This is a genomic window from Exiguobacterium sp. UBA6282 (genome assembly GCF_002440475.1).
In the GTDB taxonomy this organism is placed as follows: domain Bacteria; phylum Bacillota; class Bacilli; order Exiguobacteriales; family Exiguobacteriaceae; genus Exiguobacterium_A.
In genome coordinates this window covers 55,067-77,875 of the sequence record NZ_DJUM01000011.1, presented here as the reverse complement: position 1 = coordinate 77,875, position 22,809 = coordinate 55,067, and the positions used below count along the sequence as shown (strand labels likewise).

Annotated in this window: 16 protein-coding genes, 1 other RNA gene, 1 pseudogene and 2 other annotated features; of the genes and pseudogenes, 16 read left to right on the top strand and 2 right to left on the bottom strand. The window is 48.7% G+C overall.

Going from position 1 to position 22,809, the window contains the following annotated elements; genetic code table 11:
* The first annotated feature begins 10 nt into the window (after positions 1–10).
* The 10 genes from recJ to B2751_RS02755 all read left to right on the top strand — a co-directional run bounded on the left by recJ (position 11) and on the right by B2751_RS02755 (position 12,216).
* The gene (recJ, locus tag B2751_RS02800; protein WP_290751778.1) at positions 11–2,320 is read left to right on the top strand and encodes a single-stranded-DNA-specific exonuclease RecJ; all 2,310 of its coding nucleotides are present in this window, start codon (positions 11–13) and stop codon (positions 2,318–2,320) included.
* A complete protein-coding gene (locus B2751_RS02795) occupies positions 2,299–2,817 on the top strand; it encodes an adenine phosphoribosyltransferase (RefSeq protein WP_035406521.1) in 519 nt (172 codons plus the stop codon). Before recJ ends, B2751_RS02795 begins: the two co-directional genes overlap by 22 nt.
* A 141-nt stretch (positions 2,818–2,958) precedes the next feature.
* On the top strand, positions 2,959–5,157 hold the full coding sequence (locus tag B2751_RS02790; RefSeq protein ID WP_056062492.1) for a RelA/SpoT family protein: 2,199 nt from the start codon (positions 2,959–2,961) through the stop codon (positions 5,155–5,157).
* Between the two features lie 14 nt (positions 5,158–5,171).
* The gene (gene dtd / locus B2751_RS02785; RefSeq protein ID WP_290751773.1) at positions 5,172–5,621 is read left to right on the top strand and encodes a D-aminoacyl-tRNA deacylase; all 450 of its coding nucleotides are present in this window, start codon (positions 5,172–5,174) and stop codon (positions 5,619–5,621) included.
* A 45-nt stretch (positions 5,622–5,666) separates the two neighbouring features.
* Positions 5,667–5,888, top strand: a binding site (T-box leader).
* A 42-nt stretch (positions 5,889–5,930) separates the two neighbouring features.
* Positions 5,931–7,211, top strand: coding sequence for a histidine--tRNA ligase (hisS, locus tag B2751_RS02780; protein ID WP_290751770.1), 1,281 nt, complete (start codon positions 5,931–5,933; stop codon positions 7,209–7,211).
* Positions 7,208–8,974, top strand: coding sequence for an aspartate--tRNA ligase (gene aspS, locus B2751_RS02775; protein WP_035406533.1), 1,767 nt, complete (start codon positions 7,208–7,210; stop codon positions 8,972–8,974). Before hisS ends, aspS begins: the two co-directional genes overlap by 4 nt.
* 62 nt (positions 8,975–9,036) lie before the next feature.
* The gene (locus tag B2751_RS02770; RefSeq protein WP_035406536.1) at positions 9,037–9,621 is read left to right on the top strand and encodes a DNA-3-methyladenine glycosylase; all 585 of its coding nucleotides are present in this window, start codon (positions 9,037–9,039) and stop codon (positions 9,619–9,621) included.
* A gap of 289 nt (positions 9,622–9,910) precedes the next feature.
* Complete coding sequence (locus B2751_RS02765; protein WP_290772630.1) at positions 9,911–11,095, top strand: DASH family cryptochrome; 1,185 nt, start codon at positions 9,911–9,913, stop codon at positions 11,093–11,095.
* A 73-nt stretch (positions 11,096–11,168) separates the two neighbouring features.
* A non-coding RNA gene (gene ssrS / locus B2751_RS02760) (6S RNA) lies at positions 11,169–11,358 on the top strand.
* Between the two features lie 93 nt (positions 11,359–11,451).
* Positions 11,452–12,216 (top strand): tRNA threonylcarbamoyladenosine dehydratase, encoded by a 765-nt coding sequence (locus B2751_RS02755; RefSeq protein ID WP_023468920.1) that lies wholly within the window; start codon positions 11,452–11,454, stop codon positions 12,214–12,216.
* A 12-nt stretch (positions 12,217–12,228) separates the two neighbouring features.
* On the opposite strand, the gene B2751_RS02750 is transcribed toward B2751_RS02755, so the two are convergent.
* The gene (locus tag B2751_RS02750) at positions 12,229–13,566 is read right to left on the bottom strand and encodes a replication-associated recombination protein A (protein ID WP_056062480.1); all 1,338 of its coding nucleotides are present in this window, start codon (positions 13,564–13,566) and stop codon (positions 12,229–12,231) included.
* A 75-nt stretch (positions 13,567–13,641) separates the two neighbouring features.
* On the opposite strand from B2751_RS02750, the pseudogene B2751_RS02745 reads away from it, so the two are divergent.
* The 4 genes and pseudogenes from B2751_RS02745 to B2751_RS02730 form a co-directional block, all read left to right on the top strand.
* Positions 13,642–13,926: pseudogene (locus tag B2751_RS02745) on the top strand (RrF2 family transcriptional regulator); the annotation flags it as partial.
* A gap of 13 nt (positions 13,927–13,939) precedes the next feature.
* Entirely contained in the window at positions 13,940–15,067 is a 1,128-nt protein-coding gene (locus B2751_RS02740) for a cysteine desulfurase family protein (RefSeq protein ID WP_035406543.1), read from the top strand.
* A gap of 16 nt (positions 15,068–15,083) precedes the next feature.
* Positions 15,084–16,211: a tRNA 2-thiouridine(34) synthase MnmA gene (gene mnmA / locus B2751_RS02735; protein ID WP_290772625.1), complete on the top strand. Its 1,128-nt coding sequence runs from the start codon at positions 15,084–15,086 to the stop codon at positions 16,209–16,211.
* A gap of 13 nt (positions 16,212–16,224) precedes the next feature.
* A complete protein-coding gene (locus B2751_RS02730; protein ID WP_056062473.1) occupies positions 16,225–16,890 on the top strand; it encodes a tetratricopeptide repeat protein in 666 nt (221 codons plus the stop codon).
* A 47-nt stretch (positions 16,891–16,937) separates the two neighbouring features.
* Here the strand turns inward: B2751_RS02730 and B2751_RS02725 are convergent, their stop codons facing one another.
* Entirely contained in the window at positions 16,938–17,486 is a 549-nt protein-coding gene (locus B2751_RS02725; protein WP_290772620.1) for a VOC family protein, read from the bottom strand.
* Positions 17,487–17,602: 116 nt separating this feature from the next.
* On the opposite strand from B2751_RS02725, the gene B2751_RS02720 reads away from it, so the two are divergent.
* On the top strand, positions 17,603–19,828 hold the full coding sequence (locus B2751_RS02720) for an ATP-dependent RecD-like DNA helicase (protein ID WP_290772617.1): 2,226 nt from the start codon (positions 17,603–17,605) through the stop codon (positions 19,826–19,828).
* Between the two features lie 42 nt (positions 19,829–19,870).
* Positions 19,871–20,081 (top strand) — a binding site (T-box leader).
* Positions 20,082–20,138: 57 nt separating this feature from the next.
* Positions 20,139–22,781 carry an alanine--tRNA ligase gene (alaS, locus tag B2751_RS02715; protein ID WP_290772614.1) on the top strand — a complete coding sequence of 881 codons (2,643 nt, stop codon included), beginning with the start codon at positions 20,139–20,141 and terminating at the stop codon, positions 22,779–22,781.
* Positions 22,782–22,809 lie beyond the last annotated feature (28 nt).

The following is a 22,809-nucleotide window of genomic DNA, read 5'->3' as shown; positions in this document are numbered from 1 at the left end:
AGGGTTTGAGATGTACCATGCTAAAAAAACATGGCTTGATAAAGTCATTGATCCAGAACAAATCGAACAATTGACGGCGGATGGCTCGATCTCTCCGCACGTCGCACAACTACTTGTCCAACGGGGGTTCACGACACGTGAAGCAGCCCGTGAATTTCTAGAAACCGATCAAATGGCATTCCACGATCCATTTGCTTTTAAAGACATGCCGAAAGTCGTTGAACGGATTCAACGTGCCGTCAACGAAGGTGAGATGATTTTAATTTACGGTGATTATGACGTCGATGGTGTGAGTTCCGCGGCGATTCTCTGGCACGCCTTGATTGAAATCGGAGGGATGGCAGAGTGTTATATCCCAAACCGATTCACGGAAGGCTATGGACCGAATGAAGCAGCATTTCGCTGGGCAGCGGAAGAAGGGTTTAGTCTCGTCATCACCGTCGACTGTGGGATTTCCGGTATCCACGAAGCAGATGTCCTGAAGGAACTCGGGGTCGATTTAATCATCACCGATCATCACGAAGCAAAAGAAACGTTACCCGATGCCTTTGCCTTGATCCATCCAGGTGTCGATCCGGCGTATCCGTTCTCGAAACTCGCAGGCGCAGGAGTTGCCTTTAAAGTCGCGCATGCTCTCCTTGATCGTGAACCAGTCGAATTACTCGATCTTGCCGTGCTCGGAACGATTGCCGATCTTGTTCCGCTCGTCGGCGAAAACCGCTTACTTGCGATTCGTGGCATCGAAGCACTGAACGCAAGTGAACGTCCAGGTATCCTTGCGTTACGTGACGTCTGCAGTTTAACTGAGGACGAACTAACGGAAGAGTCGGTCGGATTTGCGTTCGGTCCACGGATCAATGCAGCAGGTCGTCTCGATTCTGCGATGCCAGCGCTCGAGATGTTGCTAGCAGAAAGTAAAGATGAAGCACTTCATCTCGCGAAACAGCTCGACCAACAAAATAAGCAACGTCAAGATATCGTCAAGCAGATTGCGGAAGAAGCAACGGCGCTTGTCGAGGAACGCTTCAAGGATGACCGCGTCCTCGTCGTCGATGCGGCAGACTGGAACCCAGGTGTCGTCGGGATCGTCGCCTCGCGACTCGTTGAAAAATATCATCGCCCCGTCATCATGCTGTGTCATGATGCTGAAAAAGGAACAGCCAAAGGTTCTGGGCGATCGATTCCAGCCTTTGACCTCTTCGCTGAACTGACGAAATGTGAAGATATCTTACCGCATTTCGGCGGACATCCAGCTGCGGCTGGGATGACTTTATCTTCTGATGACGTTGAGACGTTACGTCAACGCTTGAATGAACAAGCGAGCACGTTACCGGATGACGCGTTCATCGCGACAATCGATGTCGACCTACGTCTACACGTCAGTGATGTCTCGATTCAGTTAATTGAAGACATTCAGCGACTGGCACCGTTCGGGATGGGAAACCCCGCGCCACGGATCGTCATTGAGCAGGCGAAGATTCGCGATATGAAACGGATCGGTCGTGATCTGACGCATGTCAAGGCACTCCTATCAGGCGACGGGAAGGAACTCGATGCAATCGGCTTCGGCTTCGGCGACCTCGTCGATGAAGTTTCAACCTTATCGGAGATTCACTTGATGGGCAGTCTGAACATCAATGAATGGAATGGTTTCCGTAAACCACAATTGATGATTCAAGACGTCGCTGTCGAAGATGTTCAAGTGTTTGATTACCGTGGAGGTAAGCGGCCGCTGAGCGATCTATTCGCCTTACCGCACGAGACGACGACATTCGTCGCCTTTACCGATGAGATGAAGGAGAAATACACTGAACGTTCGTTGAATGGTCCGATTCGACAAAACATCGTCTTTCTTGACCTGCCGGAAGAGGAAGCAGCATTTTATCCATATGTGCAACAGGCAGAGCGGATTTATTGTGCCTTTAAGGATGAAGGCTATTATTTCGAGACGATTCCATCGCGTGAGGACTTCAAACAGTACTTCCAGTATTTTGCGAAATGTCCACGGGATGAGCTCCGGATGGGTCTCGTACGTTTGTCGAAATCGCGAAAATGGACGAAACGATCGATTAACTTTATGCATTCGGTATTCTCGGAACTTGATTTTCTTGTTACAATGGAGGACGGGCTGCCGGGTGTGAACCCAAATGCTGCAAAACGAGATCTGACGGAAGCACCGACGTACCAACGTCATGAAGCGCGTCAAGAGCTCGAGCAACAATACATTTATTCGTCACTCGCTCAGTTGAAAGAGCGTTTTGATACTTTGGTAGAAGCGGCGAAGCAGGAGGAAAAGACATGGAGTTCAAACAGCATATAAAAGAGGTCGAGAATTGGCCGAAAGAAGGAATCAGTTTCAAGGACATCACATCACTCATGCAAAACGGACCGGCGTATAAACAATCGGTCGATGCGCTCGTTGAGTATGCACGTAGTAAAGGCGCAGATGTCATCGCAGGTCCAGAAGCACGTGGATTCGTCGTTGGTTGCCCAGCAGCTTACGCGATGGAAATCGGATTCGTTCCTGTTCGTAAAGAAGGAAAATTACCGCGCGAGACAGTCCGTGTCGAGTATGGTCTTGAGTACGGAAAAGACGTCTTGACGATGCACGAAGATGCAATCCAACCGGGACAACGCGTCGTCATCCTTGACGATTTGCTTGCGACAGGTGGTACGATTGAAGCAACGATCCAAATGATCGAAAAATTAGGCGGAACAGTTGCCGGAATCGGATTCTTAATTGAACTCGATGGTCTTGGCGGACGTGAGAAACTCGAAGGATATGACATTCTTTCATTGATTCGCTACGAAGACTGAAGACACTATACTCTCTTGGTACTTGATGACCAAGGGGGTATTTCTTTTTATTTTGACATCTTCTCAAGATTTCACGATAATAAGAATTATATATTAGGGATTCCGTTGCAGACGATCCCGGGGACTGGGTGAGGAAAAGGGATGACAAATAAACAAATCGTAAATGTAGAAGACCTTCTCGCTCGATGTGCGGAATACATGACGCAAGTTGAAGTCAAAGACATCGAACGTGCTTACCAATTCGCGAAAGACGAACATGATGGACAATTCCGCCGTTCAGGGGAACCGTACATCATTCATCCGGTACAAGTTGCCGGTATCTTAGTCGATATTGGTTTGGATGCAACGACGATCGTCGCTGCGCTTCTTCATGATGTCGTCGAAGATACGGACATTACACTCGAAGAATTATCCGAACGATTCGGATCTGACGTTGCGATGCTCGTCGATGGCGTCACGAAACTCGGGAAAATTAAATATAAATCGAAGCGCGAAGAGTTAGCTGAGAACCATCGGAAGATGTTCATCGCGATGGCGGAAGACATTCGTGTCATCTTGATCAAACTGGCTGACCGTTTGCACAATATGCGGACGTTGCAACATATGGTCAAGGAAAAGCAAGTGCAAAAAGCAGAAGAGACGCTTGAAATCTTCGCGCCACTTGCGCATCGTCTCGGGATTTCGACGATCAAATGGGAACTCGAGGACATCAGTTTGCGCTACATCAATCCGCAACAATACTACCGGATCGTTTCGATGATGAAACAAAAACGGACGGAACGAGAAGCGCTCGTTAGTTCGGTTATTGAAGAGGTCAATGAAGTACTCGATGATGTACAGATTGCAGCGGAAGTCGATGGACGTCCGAAGCATATCTATTCCATTTATAATAAGATGCAAAACTCGAAAAAAGAGTTCAGTGAAATCTATGATTTGATGGCTGTTCGCATCATTGTTGACTCAATCAAAGATTGTTACGCTGTACTCGGAATCATTCATACGCAGTATAAACCGATGCCGGGACGTTTCAAGGATTATATCGCGATGCCGAAGCCGAACATGTATCAATCGCTGCATACGACGGTCATCGGACCGAAAGGCGAGCCGCTCGAGGTCCAAATTCGGACGCGAGACATGCATTTCATTGCCGAGTACGGGATTGCCGCTCACTGGGCGTATAAAGAAGGTAAGGAACAGGAAGCAAAATCTGGGTTTGAGGATAAGATTGCTCACTTCCGCGAGATTTTGGAGTTACAGAAGGACACGGCAGATGCCGAGGAATTCATGGAATCGGTCAAAGTCGACTTCTTCAGTGACATGCTGTACGTCTTCACACCAAAAGGTGACGTCATCGAGTTGCCGAAAGGTTCTGTTCCGATTGATTATGCCTACCGAATTCATACGGAAATTGGTCACCGGACGATCGGAGCGAAAGTCAACGGACGGATGGTACCGATCGACTATAAGCTAAAGACAGGTGACATCATCGAAATCGTCACGTCGAAGCATAGTTATGGTCCAAGTAAGGATTGGCTCAAGATTTGTGTGTCGAGTCAGGCGAAAAATAAAATCCGTCAATGGTTCAAACGTCAGCAACGCGAAGAGAACGTCTCAAAAGGACGGGAACTGATCGAAGCAGAAGTGAAGAAGCTTGGCTTTGAGCCGAAAGAAGTCATCAATGAGAAGACGCTCGAAGACGTGACGCGGAAGTTCAACTTCTCGCAAGAAGAAGACATGTACGCTGCCGTTGGCTATCATGGTCTGACTGCTGCCCAAGTCGCGCATAAATTAACGGAAAAATTACGCAAAGACAAAGAATCCAAAAATCTAGAACTGAACGAAGCAATCAGTGAGATGAAGACGTTCGATCGTCCGAAAAAGGAAAATCCGGAAGGGGTTCGGGTCAAAGGCATCGATAACATGCTCGTTCGCATGAGTCGTTGTTGTAATCCGGTTCCAGGGGACGATATCGTCGGATATATCACGCGTGGGCGTGGCGTCTCAATTCACCGGACGGACTGTTTGAACGTCATTCACGAACAAAATCCGGAACGTCTGCTCGAAGTCGAGTGGGAACATGAAGGTAAAGCCGTCAAGAGTTATAACGTCGAAATCGAAATTTCTGGATTTGACCGGGCAGGATTGTTGAATGATGTCTTGCAGTCGGTATCTGCAACGAATACGAACATCGTCGCTGTCAGTGGGAAGGGCGACGACAGTAAACAAGCCAAAATCACGATGACGATTGCGATCAATAATGTCAATCATCTACAAAAAGTCGTCGATCGAATTAAACAAATCTCTGACGTGTATGCTGTACATCGCGTCATGATGACGTAAGGAGCGGATCCGTCGTGCGAGTTGTATTACAACGAGTCAAAGAAGCAAGTGTCACAGTCGATCAAAAAATCATCGGTCAAATCAAACAAGGATTTCTTTTGCTCGTCGGTGTCACGCACGAAGACACGATCGATCAGGTGAACTGGTTAGCTGATAAAATCGCAGGACTCCGTGTGTTTGAAGATGAGGAAGAACGGATGAATCGCTCGTTACAGGATGTCGACGGTCAGATTCTATCCGTCTCGCAGTTCACGCTGTATGGTGATGTCAAAAAAGGACGTCGTCCAGCCTTCACGGAAGCGGCGAAACCGAATGTTGCCAATGAGTTGTATGAAGCGTTCAATGAACGTCTTCGTGCGCAAGGACTGACGGTCGAGACAGGTCAGTTCGGTGCCATGATGGATATCGCGCTCATTAATGATGGGCCTGTAACGTTGATTCTTGAAAAAGAAGCAAACGCTTGACAGGAACCGAGAGACGAGGCAATATTAGACGTAACCAAATGATTCATACGACCGAAGACGAAGAGGAGTAATCAAGACCTCGTCTGCTTAGAGAGTCGCCCCTTGGCTGAAAGGGCGAACAGACGAACTCGATGAAAGACCCTTCCGAGGTATCTTCCTGAACTGAGAGTAGGGAAGGTCGTACGCAGGCGTTAACTGCACCGAGTGGTCAAATGTGATTTGACAACCAGGGTGGTACCACGGGATCTTCAAGTTCTCGTCCCTTTGCGGACGAGAACTTTTTTGTATTCAAAAAAGGAGGAATTTGAGATGAAATTACCACGCGGTACGTTTGATGTCCTTCCAGGAACAGTCGAACGTTGGCAGTACATCGAACAACAATTACGTGAAATTAGTAAGCGTTACAACTATAAGGAAATCCGGACGCCGATTTTTGAGGAGACAGAACTCTTTAAACGTGGCGTTGGTGAGACGACGGATATCGTTCAAAAAGAGATGTTCATGCTTGAGAAACGCGGAAAAGACCAGTTGACGTTACGCCCGGAAGGAACGGCTGCCGTCGTTCGTTCATTCGTGACAAACAAACTGTTCGGTTCACCGAACCAACCAACGAAATTATTCTACATCGGCCCGATGTTCCGTTATGAACGTCCGCAAGCAGGACGTTTCCGTCAGCTCCACCAATACGGAGTTGAAGCACTCGGAAGTGAACAACCGGCCATCGATGCGGAAGTAATCAGTCTCGCGATGAGCATCTACCGTTCATTCGGATTGAAGCATCTTAAACTGGTCATCAACACGCTCGGGGATAACGAAAGTCGCGCCGCACACCGGGCAGCACTCGTCGAACACTTTAAGCCAGTCGTTCACGAATTATGCCAGGACTGTCAAAATCGTCTCGAAACGAATCCACTTCGTGTCCTCGATTGTAAGGTCGACCGCGATCACCCGAGCATGGCAACAGCACCATCGATTCTCGATTACTTAAACCCGGCATCAAAAGCGTACTTCGACGAAGTGTTGCTTCACTTAGATGCTCTCGGTATCGAGTACGTCGTTGATCCAACGCTTGTTCGCGGAATCGACTATTACAATCACACGGCGTTCGAAATCATGTCAGAAGCAGAAGGTTTCGGAGCAATCACGACACTATGTGGTGGTGGTCGTTACAACGGTCTCGTCGAACAGATCGGTGGACCGGCAACACCGGGAATCGGATTCGGAATCGGTATCGAGCGTTTATTGATGGCGCTTGAAAATGAGAACGTCTTACCAGCAGTCGACGATCGAATCGATGTCTTCATCGTCGCGCAAGGCAGTGACGAAGTCGAAAAGACAGCGACACGCCTCCTACAATTAATGCGTCTTGAAGGACTTGTCGCGGATCGGGATTATCTCGGTCGGAAGTTCAAAGGACAATTTAAGGCAGCAGATCGCTTGAAAGCACGTTACACGGTCATCCTCGGGGATGAAGAAGTCGAGCGTGGTGCAGCTGCCCTCAAAAACATGGCTACAGGGGAACAGACGGACGTTCCGTTATCAGCAGTCGCTGATACGATCGTCGCGAAATTAAAGGAGGAAGCACAATGATCGGACGCACGCATATGAACGGACAGGTGACAGAAGAAGTCATCGGACAACACGTTCAACTTAAAGGATGGGTTCAAAAACGACGTGACTTAGGAGGATTGATCTTCCTTGATCTCCGTGACCGTAGTGGCATCGTCCAAATCGTCTTCCAACCGGAAAACGAGCAGGCACACCGTCTTGCCGAATCGATTCGTTCGGAATATGTCCTCGATATTAAAGGACATGTCATCGCACGTGAGAATCCGAACCCGAACATCCCGACTGGACAAGTCGAGGTCGTCGCGGATGAAGTCGTCATCTTAAACGCAGCGAAGATGACACCGTTCCCGATCAGTGAAGAAGCGGAGCAGACGTCAGAAGATTTACGTCTCAAATACCGTTACCTCGACTTGCGTCGCCCATCGCTCCAAGAGACATTCCGTCTCCGTTCGAAAGCATCGAACATCATGCGGAACTTCCTCGATGAGCAAGACTTCCTGGAAGTCGAGACACCGATCTTAACGAAATCAACGCCAGAAGGCGCACGTGACTATCTCGTCCCAAGCCGGGTTCACCCGGGCGAGTTCTACGCCTTGCCACAATCTCCACAATTGTTCAAACAATTGTTGATGGTGTCTGGTTTTGAGCGGTACTTCCAAATCGCACGTTGTTTCCGTGATGAAGACTTACGTGCAGACCGTCAACCTGAATTCACGCAAGTCGACATCGAGACAAGCTTCATGGACATCGAAGACTTGTATGCCATGATGGAGTCGATGATGACACGCGTCATGAAAGAAACGCTCGGAAAAGATATCGTGACACCATTCCCACGGATGCCGTATGCAGAAGCAATGAGCCGGTATGGTTCGGATAAACCGGATACACGCTTCGGTCTCGAATTGATCGATGTCGCGGATGCCGTCAAAGGAGCAGGATTCAAAGTATTCGATATGGCACTTGAAGCAGGTGGAGAAGTCAAAGCATTGAACGTCAAAGGTGCAGCTGAACGCTTCTCACGAAAAGACATCGATAAGTTACAAGAATTTACGGCGATTTACGGTGCAAAAGGTCTCGCATGGGTCAAAGTGACAGCGGACGGATTGAATGGTCCAATCGCGAAGTTCTTCGACGAAGAAGCAACCGCTCGCTTGACAGCGGCGACAGATGCGGAAGCAGGCGACTTGTTGTTGTTCGTCGCAGCAAAAGCATCGATCGTAGCAGACAGCTTAGGTGCGCTCCGTCAGAAGTTGGCGAAGGAACTCGACTTAATTGATGAGTCGGTCTTCAACTTCCTTTGGGTGACAGACTTCCCACTTGTCACGTACGAAGAAGAAGATGGTCGTTTCTATGCGAACCACCACCCGTTCACGATGCCACGTCGTGAGGATCTCGAATTGCTCGAGACGGATCCTGGCAAAGTCCTCGCAGTCGCGTATGACCTCGTCTTAAACGGATATGAGCTCGGCGGTGGATCACAACGGATTTATGAACGGGATATCCAGGAGCGGATGTTCAAGTTGCTTGGCTTCTCAGAAGAAGAAGCAAACGAGCAATTCGGCTTCTTGATGGAAGCATTCGAATACGGAACACCACCACATGCGGGGATCGCACTTGGTCTAGACCGTCTCGTCATGTTACTCGCAGGGCGTTCGAACTTGCGTGATACAATTGCCTTCCCGAAAACAGCATCAGCAAGTGATCTGTTGACGGCAGCACCAAGCCCAGTCTCGGATGCGCAATTAAATGATCTCTCAATTCGTACAGCAGTCAAACAATCTTAAGTCACGACAAGCGAATCTTCCGGTATGGGAGGTTCGCTTGTTTCATGAAGGAGGGCGAACGGATGGAACGACACTTTTTTGAACGGTCTCCAGTTGAAGTCGGACCAGACTTCTTAGGAACACACATCACGGTCGATGAGGTAACGATGCGAATCGTCGAGGTCGAAGCCTATCTCGGTCCTCACGATCAAGCGGCACACTCGTTTTCCGGTAAACCGACGAAACGAACGGCACCGATGTTCGGTCCACCCGGACATTTATATGTTTATTTCACGTATGGTATGCATCACTGTATGAATATCGTTTGTGGACATGAAGGGGAAGGATACGGACTGCTGTTACGAGGTGCCGAAATCATCAGTGGGCACGATCTTGTCGCTGAACGCCGTTTCGGTTGTTCCTACGCAGAATTGACTGCGATTCAACGACGAAATCTCGTCAATGGACCGGCAAAATTATGCCAAGGATTCGGTCTAACGACTGCTGATTCAGGTCAGGATCTTTATCAAGACCGGTTTCGACTCGTTGCCGACCCAGTCGATGCAATCGTCCAGACGACACGCATTGGTATTCCAAATGCTGGAGAAGCGACGGCCTATCCATGGCGTTTTTATGTCGACGCAAGTGAAGGTGTCAGTAAACGTTAAAAAATGGACGCTCCGATAAGGAAGCGTCCATTTTTTATTTAGGATTGTTGATTGATTTTTTAGCTTGTTGTTTTTTATAGAATTTATAAACGATTGGTCCAACCGTCGTTACAAGCGTCACTAATGTTCTGAGTTTACCGCGTTTTGCAGCCATTGATCCATTCACTCCTCTGATTTGTTGTAGTAATCATATTCCACGAAAACAACGTCTTAAAACCTCGTCGGCACATCGATTGGTTTTCTAAGTCCCTTGGTCGGGTCATAGTATAAGAGAAGGGAGCCGATCAATATGGGAGCAGTCGTCTGGTACCGCAATGATTTGCGTGTCGATGATCATGAAGCACTTCGGAGCGCATGCGAAGAACAAGATACGATTCGGGCAGTATACGTTAAAAATCATAAGGAACAGCTGTTTGAAAGAGGCGCGCAACAAGCGAAATTCGAAGAAGAGACATTAGTGAATTTAGCCGATCATTTGTCTCAAATCGGAATTGCATTAGATATTTTAGAGGGGAAGGTGAATGAGGCACTTGATTCTTATCTACAAACGGATGATACAGTCTATTTCCATAAGATGACTGGAACAGAAGAAGCGGCAAGTGAGCAGTATGTCAAAGACAGATATACAGTCCGTTCTTTTGAGACACAGACACTACATCGCCGGGAAGATATCGGAAGTGACGAACTGAAGCGCGTCTTTACAGCGTTTCGAAAACGTGTCGAGGCGAAAGGAACCTTCTACGATCCACTTGATCCACCAACCGGTATTCGATTAATAAGGGAGGAATCAGTCAAAGCGGATCCAGAGATTGCGTTCCCGTTCCGTGGTGGAGAATCAGCGGGGAGAGCACGTCTTCAAGAATACTTTGCTGAGCCTGTATTCACCTATAAAGAAACACGTAATGGTTTTTTGCGAGATGATTCTTCGAAGTTATCTGCCTGGCTAGCGAACGGATCGCTGTCACCGCGTCGCGTCATGGCTGAATTGCAGGAAGCCGAGCGAAAAAAGGGAGCAAATGAATCGACGTACTGGTTGTATTTCGAACTGTTATGGCGTGACTTTTTCCATTTAACGATGCGTGAGACAGGAAGTCGTCTGTTTCGATCGAATGGATTAAAGGAAGGTCAATACACGTGGAAGACGGATCAGCTAGCTGTCGAACGTTGGATAAAAGGAAAGACCGGTGTACCGTTCGTTGATGCCTTTATGAACGAGATTCGCGAGACGGGATGGATGTCGAACCGGGGCAGGCAGATCGTTGCTAGTTATCTCATTCATGAATTAAAACAGGACTGGCGCATCGGAGCACAGTATTTTGAACAACAATTGATTGATCATGACGTCGCTTCGAACTATGGCAACTGGGCATTCATCGCAGGGGTCGGGAATGCGACACGGACGCCACGATTCGATCCCGTGTTCCAGCAACAACGATATGATCCGAACGAAGACTTCACGAAACGTTGGACTTAAAAAAGCATCTTTTTCTGGAGTGGGAAGTAGTTGCATTTCAGAGGGGAGGATGCTATATTAAATGCATCAGATGGGGTTCCTGAATTGTACGAGAGCCGCCTTTTATCTTTGAGCCACTCTTTTTTGATAGGGAGTTTGACGTTCCAACTAGTAGTACATGCCTCGTAACACAGCAGGAGGACGTACGAATAGGAATCGGATAAGACACCCACCTGCACAGCAGGTTCAAAAATAAGGTATCGACACGGCACTTCGGGTCCCATCGTCTTATTATTTTATTGTTTGACACGTCGCATGACGTTTTTTTTTATGATATAATTCCGAGTAAAACAGTATGAGTATTGTGAGGTTATGAGATGTTACATCAATTTTCGCGTAATGAACTAGCAATCGGTAAAACTGGACTTGACGCATTGGCATCCAAGTCTGTCGCTATTCTGGGAATCGGCGGTGTTGGTTCGTTCTCAGCAGAAGCACTTGCCCGTAGTGGTGTAGGTCGTTTGATTCTCGTCGATAAGGATGATATCGATATTACAAACGTTAACCGACAAATTCATGCCTTGCTTCCGACGGTCGGTCAGCCGAAGGTCGATGCGATGGCAGAACGTCTTGCGTTAATCAATCCAGACCTTGAAATCGTTCGTTTAAAGATGTTCTACAATGAAGAAACATTCGAGTCGTTCTTTGAACAGCAGCCGGATTATGTCATCGATGCATCGGACACGGTCTCGTTCAAAATTCACTTGATTCAAGAATGTAAGAAACGTAACATTCCGATCATTTCGAGCATGGGGATGGCAAACAAGATGGATCCGACACGCATCAAGATCGTTGACATCAAAGATACAAGTTATGATCCATTAGCGAAGGTCATTCGGACGAAACTCCGGAAAGCCGGCATCCATAAAGGTGTTCCTGTCGTCTTTTCCGATGAACCACCCGTTAAGATCATTGAAGAAGTCCGCCAAGTCGTCGGAAACGATGCCGCTGCGATTCGTAAAGCGAAGATGCCACCGAGTTCGAATGCATTTGTTCCATCTGTCGGTGGACTGATTGCAGCGAGCTACGTCATCAATGAGATTGTCCGTGAAGCTGGCGTGACGATCGAACGCGTTCGTTAAAAAAAAGCGACCTTATGGTCGCTTTTTCTGATGTGTGGCTGTTTGTTTGTTCCAAAAATCAAGTCGAGCTTGCAGTTGTTTCTCAAAACCGCGCGGGCTCGGGCGATAAAAGACCGGCTTTGTTCGGGCCAGGTTCTCGGGCCAGTAATTTTGTGGCACATAGGCATGCTCGAACTCATGAGGATATTGATAAGTGACACCATTCCCGAGCGCCGCTGCCCCCGGATGATGGGCATCGCGCAAGTGCGGCGGGACGGGTCCGCCGTCCGAACGACGAACGAGCGTCAATGCTTGATCGATTGCTGAGATGACAGCATTCGATTTCGGTGCCGTCGCGAGATATAAGACCGTTTCAGCAAGCGGGATCCGTGCTTCCGGGAAACCGACGTACTCGCACGCGCGTGCGCAGGCATCGACCATTAATAACGCTTGCGGATCAGACAGACCGATGTCTTCTGCCGCATGGACGTAGAGACGACGGACGATGAAACGTGGACTTTCGCCCGCTTCAATCATGACGGCGAGCCAGTAGAGAGCGGCGTCCGGATCGGAACCGCGAATCGATTTGATGAAGGCGGAGATGACATCGTAATGACGATCGCCGTCCTTATCGTACTTCAATGCTTTTTGCTGAATCGATTCCTCGGCGACAGAAAGATCGATCGTGATCTGACCATCAATTTCTGGCGTCGTTAAGACGGCGAGTTCAAGTGCATTCAATAATGCCCGGTAGTCGCCGTCTGACAACTTGACGTAATGATCGATTGCTTCATCCGTGATCGTGATTGGATATTTGCCAAGACCACGCTCCGTGTCCTTCAGGGTCCGATCGAGGACGATCCGTAAATCATCTGCCGTCGGGGGTTCAAAACGAAAGACTGTTGCCCGCGATAAGAGAGCGGCGTTGACCTCAAAACTCGGATTTTCCGTCGTCGCCCCGATCAATGTGATCGTACCCGCTTCAAGCGCTGGCAGTAAGGCGTCTTGCTGCATCTTATTGAACCGATGGATCTCATCGAGAAAAAGGATCGTTTTTTGATCCTCGAACTGAAGACGAGCTTCGGCTGCTTTTAGAATTTCCCGTAATTGTTCCAGTTTCGCCGTGACCGCATTCAATTGCTCGAATGCTGATTTCGTATAACTGGAGATGACACGTGCGAGCGTCGTCTTACCGGTACCGGGTGGACCGTAAAAAATGACGGTTCCGAGACGATCGGCTAAGATGGCACGCCGCAGGAGCGTTGTCTCTCCAATCAGATGACGTTGTCCGACGATTTCATCCAGATTCTGCGGACGCATTCGATTCGCGAGCGGTCCGGCAGGAGACTGGGATTCAAATAAATGTGCCATACACATACGCTCCTTCCACTTTTAGCTACTACTATACTAGAAAGGATGATCCTTCGCATGATGAAAATCTCNNNNCTCGAGCAATTGATCGCACCACTTCGTAATGGTGGTCTCGTCAAAAGCGTCCGCGGCGCTTATGGCGGATATAAGCTCGGTCGTGAAGCGCAAAGCATCACGGCGGGTGAAATCATCCGCTTACTTGAAGGACCACTCGTTGTCGTTGAAGGTGATGCGTGTGACGAGGTCACGAAACGCAAACTGTGGGATAAAATCCAACAAGCAGTCGATCAAGTACTCGATTCAACGACGCTACAAGACTTAGCGGAAGAAGACGATACAGGATACATGTTCTATATTTGAGAGGTGAAAACGAATGAATTACTTTGACCATTCGGCGACGACGCCGATGCGTCCGGAAGTCCTTGAGGCGATGACGCCTTATTTGCTCGAACAGTATGGTAACCCATCGAGTGTCCATGCGGCTGGTCGGTCTGCTCGTGCAGCGATTGACAAAGCACGTCGGCAGATCGCACAAGAATTGAACGCGAAACCAACTGAACTGATTTTCACAAGTGGTGGAACGGAGTCGGATAACTATGCCATCTTCGGTGCGGCAGAGGCAGCGCGTGAAAAAGGACGTCATCTCATTACGACACGTTTTGAGCATCATGCCGTGCTCCGCGCCTTCGAAGAGCTCGAAAAACAAGGCTATGACGTCACGTATCTTGATGTACCAACGACAGGCGTCGTCTCATTGGATGCCTTGCAAGAAGCTGTCCGGGAAGATACGACACTTGTCTCGATCATGTTCGGCAACAATGAAGTCGGGACGATCCAGCCGATTGCGGCAATTGGTCAATTCTTACGGGAACGCGGTATTTTGTTCCATACGGACGCGGTGCAAGTGTTCGGAAAACAAGCAATTGATGTCGAAGCGTTACAGGTCGATCTTTTATCCGCGTCTGGTCATAAAATCAATGGTCCAAAAGGAATCGGGCTATTATATGTACGGACAGGTGTGAAATTAGCGACGCAGACGTATGGCGGAGAACAGGAACGCAAGCGTCGAGCTGGTACGGAGAACGTACCGGGAATCGTCGGTTTAGCGAAAGCGCTCGAACTGATGATCGCAGAGCGCGATCAACAGCAGGACCACATCAAACAACTGCGTAGCGTTTTGCTAACACGCTTGGATGAAAGTGGCGTCACTTACGAAGTCAACGGTGTTGAAGGATTGCCGAATGTCCTCAATCTTTACTTCCCGCAAATTGAAATCGAACCGTTCTTGATCATGCTTGATATGCGCCAGATGGCTGTATCGAGCGGGAGTGCATGTACGGCAGGATCCGTCGAGCCTTCGCATGTCTTGTCGGCGATGTATGGTGAAGATGAACGGACGCGCGCATCGGTTCGGATCAGTTTTGGTCACGGAAATGAGCTCGCGCAAGTCGAACTACTCGCACAAGCCTTGCAAGATGTCGTAAAATCGTTTCAGAATTAACTAAGAGGTGAAATGAATGAATACACGAGCGAAAGCCCCGAGTGAAACGACAGTCGTCGTTGGGATGTCGGGCGGTGTCGATTCGTCTGTGACGGCTCATTTATTAAAAGAGCAAGGCTATAACGTCATCGGGATCTTCATGAAAAACTGGGATGACACGGATGAGAACGGCTTTTGTACGGCGACGGAAGATTATGAAGACGTCATCGCCGTAGCCAATCAAATCGGCATTCCGTATTATGCGGTCAATTTTGAAAAAGAGTACTGGGATAAGGTCTTCACGTACTTCCTCGATGAATATAAACTCGGTCGGACACCGAATCCAGACGTCATGTGTAACAAGGAAATCAAGTTCAAAGCCTTCCTCGATCACGCGATGCGTCTTGGTGCCGATTTCGTCGCGACAGGTCATTATGCACGTGCTGTCTATGAAGATGGAGAACATAAATTGCTTCGTGGTGTCGATGCAAACAAGGATCAAACGTATTTCTTGAATCAATTGTCGCAAGAGCAAATCGCGAAGGCGATGTTCCCAATCGGTCACATGGAAAAATCAGAAGTGCGCCGGATCGCAGAAGAAGCGAACCTCGCTACAGCTAAGAAAAAAGACTCGACCGGTATTTGCTTCATTGGCGAGCGGAATTTTAAACAGTTCCTCGGTCAATACCTACCGGCACAACCCGGTGAGATGCGGACGCTTGACGGCAACGTCATGGGTCGTCACGATGGATTGATGTACTATACGATGGGGCAACGCCACGGGCTTGGTATCGGTGGCGACGGAGAACCTTGGTTCGTCGTCGGAAAAAACCTAAAAGAGAACATTCTCTATGTCGATCAAGGATTCCATAACGAATTATTGTATTCGGAAGGATTACTTGCTTCAGATGTCAGTTGGACATCTGAACGTCCAGTCGGTGAGACATTCCGTTGCACAGCGAAATTCCGTTACCGTCAACAAGACACAGCCGTCACGGTTCGTGTCCTTGAAGATGGACTCGATGTCTCGTTTGACGAACGTCAACGGGCGATCACACCAGGACAAGCGGTCGTGTTCTATGATGGAGACATCTGCCTCGGTGGTGCCACAATCGATGCAGNNGCAGCCTATAAAGCAGGCGAACGCCTCGCTTATTTAGCGTAAGGAGCAAAAGAAGATGAACTATAATGAAGTAGGGTTCCGGCATCTAGAAGCTGGAAATTATGAATTAGCAGCGCAAGCTTTTAATGATGCGATCGAACAAAACCCAAAAGATCCGACGGCGTACGTCAATCTTGGAACATTACTCCAATCGATGAACGACGCTGATCGTGCCCTTCGTTTTTATGACCGGGCACTGATGATTGATAATACGTTTGCGAGTGCCTATTATGCGAAAGGTGCCTTGTTCTTTGCTGCCGACAAACTCGTCGAAGCAGAGGAATCATTGCGGGCAGCGTTGTTATATGGACTTGACGACGCGGATCTCCATTTCATGCTTGGGATGACGTATCAAAAACTCGGTGATCCAGTACGCGGCTTACCTCGTTTACAACGCGCGTCAGAACTAAACGGTGTCGATATCGAGATCGCATTCCAATACGGACTTGCCTTAGCGCAAAACGAGAAGTTGGAAGAAGCGGTCGAGATGTTCGAGCATGTCTTGATGCTTGACGAAACGCATACAGATGCACGATACAATTATGCGATTGCTCTTGCCTTCCTCGGTCAACAGGAAGCCTGTTATGCAGAACTTGAAGCCGTTCTTGCCTATCAGCCTGAACACGCGCTTGCACGAGATGCAAAAGCGAAGATGGATGCGTTATTAAAACAAGCAGATTGATCTAAAAAAAGACGATTCCAGGCGGAGTCGTCTTTTTTGTATGGTATTTAATTCCCGACTTCACGGATGACACGAAGCGGAGGTCCGGAAAAGTCTTCATAGGCTTCATCCATGTTTTTCGTATACAGTTCGATGACGTTATTTTCTGTATCCTTGAAATAAGCGGAATACTCTTTTTGGTTCGAGGTCTCCTGTTCATCCCATTCTCTTAGCTTCACGGTGATTGAAGCTTCCCGAAGCTGATTTAAGGCTTGCTGGAACTCGTCCTTCTCAACGTAAAAGGCACAGTGGACATGGACTCCGCCTTCATCGTACAACGTATCCCATTCGGAGACCGGTAAATGTTTAACGGTTCGTTCTTCCATCGTGAAGTCCCGTTTCAGCCAAAGACCGAGTCGGGTGTTGCCGCCAATGTAGAGCCACGTTGCCCAGACCCCATCTTGTTTAGATTGTTCTTTGCTCGGCTCAGCATCCTCAGGTGCCCATTGTTCGACAATCGGAATACCAAGTGTCTCATTCCAAAAGCCAAGGGCGCGATCCATATCCTCGACTTCAAGTACTAATTCACACAATCCTGCAATCGGTAAACGTGCCATCCTTGAACTCCTCCTCTTAACGAAATGTTTCACGTTATCTTTCCCTGATTTAAAATCTGGTAAACGAATGCTATGATGAAAGCAGCGAATGAAAAAGAGAGAAAGAAGGTGGAGTGATGGAGCACCCCCATCAAGTCGTCGGGCGCGTCAAACGTGTGCTCTTTTCTTCTGAAGAAGAAGCACACTCCATTGTACTGGTCGCCGTCAAAGAAAAGAACTTTGAATTAAAAGAAACCGAGCTCGTCATTACGGGTACAGGAGTCGGAATCGAACTCGGAGGAACGTATCAAGCATTCGGTCGTCTCGTTGATCATCCTCGCTTCGGAAAACAACTGAAGGCGGAACTGATTCGCCGATCGGTTCCGATGACCAAACATGCGACGATCCGCTTCTTGACGAATGGTTCGTTCACCGGCATTGGTCCGAAGACAGCGAAAAATATCGTCGATGCTCTCGGAGAAGACGCAGTGGATCTCATATTAAAGGATGAACGGGTACTGAATCAGGTGCCTGGGTTAAAACAAAAACAAGCCGACATCATATTGAATCGACTCGCCACGTTATACGGTGTCGATCAGTTGATGCTGTTCTTAGCACCGTTTGATGTCACACCGAAGCTAGCGGCAAAGATCTATGCCGCGTACGAGGGCGACGCCATGGCACGGATTCGGGAGAATCCGTATTCCTTGATGTATGAAGTAAACGGGATCGGCTTTAAGACAGCCGATCATATTGCCGCGCACCTCGGACTTGTCGGGCTACATCCAGAGCGTGTCGCTGCTTCGATCATGCATATATTAGAACAAGAAGCGGGCGAGGGACATGCCTTCGCGACGGTCGACTCTCTGTTGCAACGGGCACCCCGTCTGCTTGGGGAAGATCCGGGAGAGCGGCTGGAACAAGCGATCGAACTGTTGCTCGCTGAAGATAAGGTCAAGCTTGAAGAAGGTTGCTTGTATTTACCGACGATCTTTTATGCGGAAGTCCGAGCGGCGAAGGAGCTAGCACGCGTCATGGCAAACGGTGCTGAACAAGAAGTCGATGTCGCGACGATTCTTGAAGCAATCGGGCACCTCGAAGAACAGTTTGGCATGGAATATGCCGCGCAACAGCGAGAAGCGATCGAGTTAGCGGTCAAAGCGCCGCTGATGGTCTTGACTGGTGGACCGGGTACCGGTAAGACGACTGTCATCAAGGGAATTTTGCATGCGTTGCAAGAAATTCATGACTGGCCGCTTGAGAAGAGTCGCGTCAAGACAGGGGATGTCTATCCATACGTCCTTGTTGCACCAACGGGACGTGCCGCTAAACGTCTATCGGAAGCAACAGATGTACCGGCGATGACGATTCACCGTCTCTTAAAGTATGACGGAACGAACTTCCAACTGAATGAGGATCAGCCGATCACGGGAAAAGTACTGATCATCGATGAATCGTCGATGATTGATATCTACTTGTTATCGAGTTTGCTTCGCGCCGTCCCGAATGGCATGAAGATCTTGTTCGTCGGTGACCGCGATCAATTGCCATCCGTCGGTCCAGGACAGGTGCTGGCAGACTTGATGGATACGGAAGGAATTCCCGTCGTCCGTTTGAACGTCGTCCATCGTCAAGCAGAAGATTCTTCGATATTGCGTCTTGCGCACGATTTGAAGAACCGGACGACGTCTGCTGATTTGTTATCACCACTTGCGGATCGCCGCTTCTATACTGCGTCTCCGCAAGAGACGTTACGGGGCATCTCGGCCTTCGCGGAAAAAGCACTCGCAAAAGGCTACTCGAAATTCGATGTACAGGTCCTCGCGCCGACCTACCGGGGTCAGGTCGGGATCGACGAATTGAATGTCGCCTTGCAACGCGTCTATAACCCGGAGGAACTAAAGAAACGGGAAGTCAAACAAGGAACGCGGATTTACCGGACCGGGGACAAGATTCTCCAGCTCGTCAACAATGCGGAAGAAAATGTCTATAACGGAGATATCGGCGAAATCGTCAATATCTTCTTCGCTAAAGAGAATGTCGATAAAGTCGATAAAATCATCGCCCGGTTCGATCAGACGGAAGTCGAGTACAACCGGAGTGACTGGGATCAATTCACGCACGCCTATGCGATTACGATCCATAAAGCGCAAGGATCTGAGTTTCCGATCGTCTTGATGCCGGTCTATTTCACGGGGGCGTTCAAACATTCCCGAAATTTAATTTATACGGCAGTTACTCGGGCAAAATCGAGTTTGTTATTATTCGGTGATCCGCGTGCGTTCCATAAAGCGTCGCAAGAAGAGGAACCCCGGCGCCGAACACGATTGATCGAACGACTCGGTGGGGTGACAAAGACTTGACGGATGCTGTTCGATAGGTAATAATCACGATAGATGAATGGACGTAACACGTTGATGGAAGATAAGTAAAAGGAAAACTCGAGTCCAGAGAGAAGTGAGTCTGCTGCAATCACTTTCTCGAGTCCCTTTGAAGCTCCTTCCGGAGTCGGGTGTAAACACCTGCGGGTCATCCCCGTTATCAGATGTTCGAGGTAGGCAATAGGTTGCTTACGAACGAGGGTGGTACCACGGAAGCGATGCTTTCGTCCCTTTTCAGGGATGAAAGCATCGCTTTTTTGCGTCCAAATAAAACCAATGGAGGTAACTGTTCATGAAAGCTCTAAAACCATTAACGGGTGCACAAATCCGTCAGATGTATCTTGATTTCTTCCAAAGCAAAGGGCATGCGATCGAACCGAGTGCTTCACTCGTGCCGGTCGAGGATCCATCGCTCTTGTGGATCAACTCGGGTGTTGCAACACTCAAGAAATATTTTGATGGTCGTGTCATTCCTGATAATCCACGTATCGTCAACGCACAAAAATCAATCCGGACGAACGATATCGAAAACGTCGGGAAAACAGCGCGTCACCATACGTTCTTCGAGATGCTTGGAAACTTCTCTGTCGGTGATTACTTCCGTGAAGATGCAATCAAATGGGGTTGGGAACTCTTGACGAGTGATGACTGGTACGGTCTTGACCCAGAACGTCTTTCGGTCACGATTCATCCGGAAGATGATGCAGCGCGTCAAATCTGGCTTGAACTCGGCGTACCGGCTGAGCGGATCATTCCGCTTGAAGATAACTTCTGGGAAATCGGTGAAGGTCCATCTGGTCCGAATACGGAAATCTTCTTCGATCGTGGTCCAGCTTTCGGAGACGATCCGAACGATTCAGAACTTTATCCAGGTGGCGAAAACGAACGCTATCTCGAGATCTGGAATATCGTCTTCAGTCAGTACAACCACGACGGACACGGCAACTACACGGAACTTCCGCGTAAAAACATCGATACTGGGATGGGACTCGAACGGATGGCGTGTGTCATGCAGGACGTGCCGACGAACTTCGATACGGATCTGTTCATGCCGATCATTCATAAGACAGAAGAAATCAGCGGCAAGATATACCGTGATGATTCGAAACTTGATGTAGCATTCAAAGTCATCGCAGACCACATCCGTACTGTATCATTTGCGATCGGTGATGGTGCTCTTCCTTCGAATGAAGGACGTGGATATGTCCTTCGTCGTTTACTACGCCGTGCGGTTCGTTATGCGAAGATGCTCGGGATCGAACGTCCGTTCATGTATGAACTCGTTGATACGGTTGGAAATGTCATGGTCGACTTCTACCCACAAGTTCCGGAAAAAGCGGACTTCATCAAACGCGTCATTAAAAACGAAGAAGAACGTTTCCATGAGACGCTTCATGACGGTCTTGCAATCTTGAACACGGTCGCTCAGACGTCTAAGGCAAACGGTGAGCACGTCATCAGTGGCGAAGATGCGTTCCGTCTGTATGACACGTATGGTTTCCCACTCGAATTGACAGTTGAGTATGCGGAAGATCATCAGATGTCTGTTGATGAAGAAGGCTTCAAACAAGCGATGGACGCACAACGTCAACGTGCGCGGGCAGCACGTGAAGAGAGCGGTTCGATGCAACAACAATCGGAAGTCCTCTCGACACTAAAAGATAAAAGTACGTTCGTCGGCTATACCGACCTTAAGGCGGATGCGAAAATCATCGCATTGTTGCATGATGGAGAACGAGTCACAGAAGTCGCTGCTGGTGAAGAAGCACAAGTCATTCTCGACATCACACCGTTCTATGCTGAAAGTGGTGGTGAAGTCGCGGATACAGGAACAATCGAAGGCAAAGACTTCGTTCTTGATGTCAAAGATGTTCAAAAGGCACCAAACGGTCAAAACTTGCATACGGTCATCGTCCGTACAGGAATCGCAACGGAAGCGGCGAATGTCGTTGCAAACGTCGAAGCAGCAGAACGTAAAGCCGTCACGAAAAACCATACAGCAACACACTTGCTTCATAAAGCATTGAAAGACACGCTCGGAACACACGTCAACCAAGCGGGATCACTTGTTTCTCCAGAACGTCTCCGCTTCGACTTCTCACACTTCGGTGCAGTGACACAAGAAGAGTTGACAAAAATCGAACAAGACGTCAACCAAGCGATCTGGGCATCATTACCGGTTGATATCGAAGAGATGAACATCGCTGATGCAAAAGCAAAAGGCGCGATGGCATTGTTCGGTGAGAAGTACGGTGAAACGGTTCGTGTCGTCTCAGCGGGAACTTATTCGATTGAATTGTGTGGCGGAATCCACGTCGGAAACACTGCAGAGATCGGTCTGTTCAAGATAGTCTCCGAGTCTGGGATCGGTGCAGGTACACGCCGGATCGAAGCCGTAACGGGTGCAGGCGCGTATCGTGTGATGAATCAACACTTGGAAACACTCGAACAAGCAGCAGCTGTCTTGAAAACGAAAACGACGGAAGTTCCGGTCCGTATCGAAGCACTGCAACAACAACTTCGTGAGACGGAACGGGCGAACGAATCGTTGCAAGCAAAACTTGCGAACATCGAAGCTGCTTCACTAAAAGACGATGTTGAGGAAATCAACGGCGTACGTGTGCTTGCGAAACGTGTCGACGTCTCAGATATGGATGCCCTTCGCGGTATGATGGATGAGTTGAAGAGCTCACTCGGATCAGCAATCATTGTTCTCGGTAGTGCGCAAGGTGAAAAAGTCAATCTCGTCGCAAGCGTTTCAAAAGATTTAATCGACCAAGGCTATCATGCTGGTAAATTGATCAAGGAAGTCGCAACACGCTGCGGTGGTGGCGGTGGCGGTCGCCCTGACATGGCTCAAGCTGGTGGGAAAGATGCGTCGAAATTAGAAGAAGCACTCGCGTACGCTTCACAATACGTGCAATCACTGGCATAATAGAAACGTAGTGTATATGAAAGAGGTG